Genomic DNA, 6,618 nt, shown 5'->3' on the forward strand with positions numbered 1-6,618 from the left:
GGGGAGTCCGATGTGTCTAACACACAGCAACTCCCCCAACTCCCCCAACTCCCTCTTACCTCTTACCTCAAATAGAAAAGCTACCCACCCGAAGACAGATATTTTTTGAGATATTTTCATGAAAAAACTGTACTGGCTGTTACAATCTTGTTAAGAAAAGTTGCCCGTTGAATTTTGGGAACGCGCAATTTGGTTTTGACTCTACTGAGAAGACAACTCGAACAACGTTTTTTTATAGACCAGCCCTGTGGGAGGGGTTGGTCTTTTTGTTATCATTCTCAAAATCACGTTAATCACACTCATCACAAAAATCACATCTTTCTCCCCAAGAAAACAGAAACAACATCTGAACTATGATTTGTGAGATTTATCTAAGAGAACACCAAAAAATAAATTACCCAATTTTGTGGGATGGGCATCCTGCCTGTCCTTGATGATTAGCAGGCTTTTTAGCCGGCACCACAAGAAATTTTTGGGTATTTTTTTAATTGGAAGTCCCTAAGAGAACACCAAAAAATAAATTACCCAATTTTGTGGGATGGGCATCCTGCCCGTCCTTGATGATTAGCGGGCAATTCGTCCCGCACCACAAGAAATTTTTGGGTATTTTTTTAATTGGAAGTCCCTAAGAGAACTCCACAAAAAGAAATGCCCAATGTCATTCTGTTCGCGCAGCGTGCCAGAGGCATTACGAAACGAAGTGTAGTGAAGAATCTCTTGAGATGCTTCGTTTCGCTATGGCTAACGCCACGCTCCGCGAACGCTACACTCAGCATGACAAAACAGGATCATTTATTTTGTGGCTTACTCTTACATGGAACGTCTCTACCATCTTTTTTGGAGATGTCTAATTGCTAAGTAGTGAGACAGAATTAATTACACAATGTCATTGCGTAGGCATTGCGTGGTGTTAGCCCTATGGAACGAAGCGAAATGAAGCAATTCCAAGGGTTGTGATTGCTTCCCTTCGCTCGCAATGACTGTAAATATTTTTGTCCAATTACTTATGATTAGAAACTGAAAGTAGTTCTCAAAGCACCAATTACTAAATTACTACTGCTATCATCGTGATTTGGGGCTGTTAGCCAAATTACAGCGGGGGTAATGGTGATATTGTCGCTGACCTTGTATTGATAAAATCCCTCAACATGATAAGAGGTATTTGGATCTTTAGTAATTCCAGTAACAGTAGAATTCGTGACCTTTGGTTCCATACCAAATATAATACCAGCTAAGTTACCTTTTTTACCCAAATCTGGTAAACCTAAAGTAACAGCATAGTTCCAAATTTCCGCTTTTCCTTTGGTACCAGTCAAAACTTGACTATTGGTATATCCAGCCCAACCACCTAAAACAAGCTTCTTCGTAATACCTAAAGATGCTTCCACACCGTAGGAATTACTGGAAAAGTTTGTACCAGCGGCAAGATTGGTAAACGTGGCGTTATTACTACCTGTAGCCAGTGACTTGTTATAGGAATTGATGTAAGTTAAACCAAGGGAAATGCGATCGCTTGGTTTGACTGTTAATTGTGCTAGACCGCCGTAGGGACCATCAAACAACCCATTTCCCGGAGTAGGGGTATTGTGCTGACTAGCCAAGTAACCTAAACTGAGAGTTAAATTTTCACCGAATTTTTGTTTTACACCTAGTCCTGCGCCACCCAATTGGGCATAGATGGGGTTTCTGGTTCCAAATGCGGACACAGCACCGGACCCACCATTCCCATCAAATAGATTCAATGTGGTGTCAAGGTCGAGAATTATACCATCATTGGCTATGATGTTGGCATAAGTGTTTTTACCAAGAGGGAATCCATAGGAAAGCGCACCTATGGAAACATTGTTATTAGGTGTGCCACTGGCAAAGGACAATTTACCTTCTGTAGTATTAAGACCAAAACTGTTAATATTATTGCTTTCTAACCTGGTAAACAGTGTGTCTTTTCCAGTAAAACTGGTGACAAGCTCCAGTCTAGTTCTAGCGCCTAATGTCGTATTCTTGCTAGTAATGTTACTATTACCGACTTTATTGCCAGAAGCAACACCACTAACAACCGCAACAACCTGTCCTTGCAGTTTGGTGGTAGTTGAAAATTGATTAGCTTCTAAATCAGCGGTTTTGGCTTCTACAGTGTCTACACGCCCTTTTAAGGTTGCTAATTCTGCGGAAAAGTCCTCTTGCAACTTTTGGATTGTTGCTAAATCTTGTTTTGATACTAAATCACTGGTAGCAGTAGCAATTAATTCATTGACTCGATCTAAACAGGCATTTAACCCGGCTGCAAATTCGTATCGTGACAACGCCCGATTACCCCGAAAAGTAGCGTTAGGATAACCTGCAACACATCCATAGCGTTCTACCAATGATTGTAATGCCTGAAATGCCCAATCATTAGGTTGAACATCGGATAACTGAGACACGGAGGTAACTTGAGATATTCCCTCTTGTTGATTATTTATATTTAATTGTTGAGAATTAGTATCAGTCTGGAGTTGATTATTTGCTGGTATTTCTTCAGCCAAGACTCCAGAACTTGTCCATAGTACAGCACTGATAACGGTCGAACTAGCAAGTAAATATGTTGAGAACTTTTGCATTTTTCTTCACACCTGGTTTTTTAAAAAAAATTGGAGCTATTAAGAATTATTCTTAATAACTCTGACTGGGAAACTAGAAACTAAAAGTAGTTCTCAAAGCACCAATCACTAGATTACCATTACTATCATCGTGATTTGGGGCTGTTAGCCAAATTACAGCAGGAGTAATGGTGATATTGTCACTGACCTTGTATTGATAAAATCCTTCAATGTGATAAGAGGTATTTGGATCTTTTGCAACTCCAGTAACAGTCGCGCTAGAACTTGTGACTTTTGGTTCCATACCAGCTATGACACCAGCCAAATTACCTTTTTTACCCAAATCAGGGAATCCAATAGTAACAGCATAGTTCCAAGTGTCAAACTCTCCCTTTGTACCTGTCAAAACTTGACTATTCGTATAACCAGCCCAACCACCGAGAACAAACTTCTTGCTAATTCCTAAAGATGCTTGAACACCATAGGAATTACTGGAAAATTTTTCACCTGAAGTGACGATATTAGATGTAGCGTTATTACTACCAGTGAGCAATGGTTGATTGTAGGAATTGATATAAGTTAAACCAAGAGAAATGCGATCGCTGGGCTTGACGGTTAACTGCGCTAAAGCACCATAATTCCCATCAAATAACCCGTTTCCAGGAGTGGGGTTATTAGCTGTACTACTTAAGTAGCCTAAACTTAGGCCTATTTTATCGCCAAGCTGGTGGTTAACTGCTATGCCTTTATCACCCAGTTGTCCATAAATCGGGTTTCTTGTCCCAAAAGTAGACACAGCCCCAAAAGCACCATCACCATCAAACAGATTGACTGTATTGGTAACATCGTCCGCTGCACCAGCATTAGCAATTAGTTTGACCTGAGTATTTTTGCCCAGGGGGAAAGCATACCATAGCCCATCTATAAAAGCATTGGTGTTACCAGTAGTACCAGCAAAAAATAAGTTGCCCTCATTAGTGTTAATGCTAGGACTGCTGATGTTATTAGCTTGGATTCTGGTAAACAGTGTGTCTTTCCCCGTAAAACTACTTACCAATTCAACCCGCGCCCTTGAACCTAAAGTGGTATTTTTCCCAGAAATATCCGCACCATCAACCTGTTTATTTGTCAAGACATCACTAACAACTGCCACAACTTGCCCCTGTAGCTTAGTGGTGGTAGAAAATTGATTAGCTTCCAATTCAGCAGTTTTGGCTTCTACCGTATCTACACGCCCCCGGAGAGTGACTAATTCTCCTGAAAAGTCCTTTTGCAACTTTTGGATTGTTGCTAAATCTTGCTTTGATACTAAATCACTGGTAGCTGTAGCAATTAGTTCATTGACTCGATCTAAACAGGCATTTAAACCAGCCGCAAATTCATATCGTGACAACGCCCGATTACCCCGAAAAGTAGCATTAGGATAACCTGCAACACATCCATAGCGTTCTACCAATGATTGTAATGCCTGAAATGCCCAATCATTAGGTTGAACATCGGATAACTGAGATACGGAAGTAACTTGAGATACTGCCTGTTCTTGGCTATTATTAACCTGTTGTTCTGAATTAGTTACTGGTACTGGTAATGGTTCTGCCTTTGCAGCAGCATTCATACATAATATGCTACTCACAACTGTTGAACTAGCAATTAGATAAGTCCAGAATTTTTGCATTTTTCCTCACACCCGTGTTTAAAGTTGATAATGCTACACTCGAATTAGTACAGCTATTGATAGTGATTTTTAATATACTACAGTCCTAAGTTAAGCTGATCACAATAAAAAGTTAAGAAATCCTTATGAACTGTAAATACCCTCAGTATACAGCAGTATTACCTGAAATTTTTTAATATTCTGTAATGCTTGATACAGTAGCATTTTTCTGATAATTTATATGAGAATGGATCTCATTATGAGATATAATCCCAATGAAGTTTTATTGTCAACCCCAAACCATGAGAAGTTTTAGAGAAGTCAAAATAGATAGAAAAACCAGAAGTTTCTTACCTCTGATTACCTTAATAATTTTGTCAGTAGTTTATGGATGCAATGATACTAACAGTGGCGAGGTTGTAAAAACAGAACCAACCCCAGTCCCAAAATCACCAAAAACTAAAGTAGTTACCACGTTTTTACCAGTTTATTTATTTACTAAAGCAGTAGCCGGAGATGTAGCAGATATAGAGATTTTAGTTAAACCTGGTACGGAAATACACGAATATCAAGGGACACCAGCGAATGTAAAAGCGATCGCTACAGCTAAGGTATTAGTCAAAAATGGTTTAGGCTTAGAGGAGTTTTTAGCAGATACAATTAAAAATGCCGGAAATTCCCAACTAATGGAAATTGATGCTAGTAAAGGTATTCCAGCTATTAATAAAACTTCCCCCATAGATAAAACAGCAACGGGAGAACATGATCATAATCATGAACACCAATTGGGAAATCCTCATGTTTGGCTAGATCCAGTTTTAGCAAAACAGCAAATTATTAATATTCGAGATGGTTTAATTATCGCAGATCCGGTCAATAAAGCCAACTATCAGACCAATGCAGCGGCATATATTCAGAAATTAGATAATTTAAATAATGAATTTCAACAGACTATTAAACAAACACCAAACTGCACCTTTATCACCTTTCATGATGCTTTTCCCTATCTTGCCAAACGTTATAACATTAAACAATTAGCAGTAGTAGAAATTCCTGAAAAGCAACTTTCCCCAACAGATGTCCAAAAAGTGGTGAATACAGTCAAAAAATACCAAGTTAAAGCCTTATTTAGCGAACCAGGGTTAGATAACAAATTACTCACCAGTATTTCCCAAGATTTGGGGTTAACTGTGCGGACTTTGGATTCTTTAGAAACTGGTGATACCAATCCAGAGTATTATTTTAAAGCAATGAAAGCTAATTTGGAGAGTTTAGTCGCTGGGTGCAAGTGAAGAGTAGGGGTAAAGCAAAAGCTTAATGGTGTCAACTTAAGCCCTGGCGAATGGAATTCACGGCTACACAAACAAAGTCCGCCTGCGCGGACTAAGGAAAATTAAGGATTGGAAACCCACCCAGGTGGGTTTTGCCTGTGTAGAAGCGGTTTCTAACCGCCCGTTTTACTTTTCAAACAACCTCTTACCAATACTCCTCAATCCTTCTTTTTTTCTGACTTCTGACTCCTGCCATATCACTATAAATTATTGGCATCTTAAATCCTAAATTACATGACTGACGAACAAGCAGAATTTACATTACCAATATTAAAAGTTTCTGGGTTAACAGTCTACCAAAGCAGCTATCTAGCTGTGCGAGATGTTTCCTTTGAATTGTTAGCAGGAACAGATACAGCCATAGTTGGTCCGAATGGGGCTGGGAAAAGTACCTTAATCAAGGCTATTTTAGATTTAATTCCCCGAAGTGCTGGAACAATTGAAGTTTTTGGTCGCCCAATTTCCAGACTAGGAAATCTGCGGAATTGGATGGGATATATGCCACAAAACTTTATTTTTGATCGCAGTTTTCCCATTTCGGTTAGTGAATTAGTAGCTTTAGGAATAGGGAATAAAAAACATTCATTTTTCTCGAAATTTTGGCAACAAAAACGGGAAATATCAGCAGCAGTTATCACAGCTTTACACCGGACTGATGCTTATCGCTTGCGAAATCAGGCTATTGGGACTCTTAGCGGTGGTCAACTCAAACGGGTATTATTAGCTTATTGTTTGGTAACACCGCGAAAGTTGTTAGTATTGGATGAAGCTTTTGCAGGGGTAGATGTCCAAGGAACAACGGATTTTTATGCTTTGTTAAATGAATTAAAACGAGAAGAGAATTGGACGGTGTTGCAAGTTTCCCACGATATTGATATGGTAAGCCGTCATTGCGATCGCGTCATCTGTCTCAATCAAACTCTTGTCTGTTCCGGTAAACCCGAAATAGCCCTTTCACCACAAAATCTTCTAGCTACTTATGGTCCTGGTTTTAGTCGCTATGAACATCATCATTAGGGAACGGGGGGCAGGGAGTAGGGGGCTGTCTCTTATA

The 6,618-nt window shown here is 39.5% G+C and carries 4 protein-coding genes; 2 read left to right on the forward strand and 2 right to left on the reverse strand.

Going from position 1 to position 6,618, the window contains the following annotated elements:
- Window positions 1–1,010 precede the first annotated feature (1,010 nt).
- Window positions 1,011–2,600 (reverse strand): iron uptake porin, encoded by a 1,590-nt coding sequence (locus IQ228_RS17990; RefSeq protein WP_193963792.1) that lies wholly within the window; start codon window positions 2,598–2,600, stop codon window positions 1,011–1,013.
- Between the two features lie 73 nt (window positions 2,601–2,673).
- The gene (locus tag IQ228_RS17995; RefSeq protein ID WP_193963794.1) at window positions 2,674–4,254 is read right to left on the reverse strand and encodes an iron uptake porin; all 1,581 of its coding nucleotides are present in this window, start codon (window positions 4,252–4,254) and stop codon (window positions 2,674–2,676) included.
- A gap of 254 nt (window positions 4,255–4,508) precedes the next feature.
- On the opposite strand from IQ228_RS17995, the gene IQ228_RS18000 reads away from it, so the two are divergent.
- Together IQ228_RS18000 and IQ228_RS18005 are read left to right on the forward strand one after the other, a co-directional pair.
- Window positions 4,509–5,525 (forward strand): metal ABC transporter solute-binding protein, Zn/Mn family, encoded by a 1,017-nt coding sequence (locus IQ228_RS18000; protein WP_228043939.1) that lies wholly within the window; start codon window positions 4,509–4,511, stop codon window positions 5,523–5,525.
- Between the two features lie 273 nt (window positions 5,526–5,798).
- Window positions 5,799–6,581 (forward strand): metal ABC transporter ATP-binding protein, encoded by a 783-nt coding sequence (locus IQ228_RS18005; protein WP_193963796.1) that lies wholly within the window; start codon window positions 5,799–5,801, stop codon window positions 6,579–6,581.
- Window positions 6,582–6,618 lie beyond the last annotated feature (37 nt).

The organism is Dolichospermum sp. LEGE 00246 (genome assembly GCF_015207865.1).
GTDB lineage: Bacteria > Cyanobacteriota > Cyanobacteriia > Cyanobacteriales > Nostocaceae > Dolichospermum > Dolichospermum heterosporum.

What these genes read in the sequence shown, in the direction of transcription:
- IQ228_RS17995 (WP_193963794.1), bottom strand. Translation starts at nt 4,254, where the DNA reads ATGCAAAAATTCTGGACTTATCTAATTGCTAGTTCAACAGTTGTGAGT.
- IQ228_RS18005 (WP_193963796.1), top strand. Translation starts at nt 5,799, where the DNA reads ATGACTGACGAACAAGCAGAATTTACATTACCAATATTAAAAGTTTCT.
- IQ228_RS17990 (WP_193963792.1), bottom strand. Translation starts at nt 2,600, where the DNA reads ATGCAAAAGTTCTCAACATATTTACTTGCTAGTTCGACCGTTATCAGT.
- IQ228_RS18000 (WP_228043939.1), top strand. Translation starts at nt 4,509, where the DNA reads ATGAAGTTTTATTGTCAACCCCAAACCATGAGAAGTTTTAGAGAAGTC.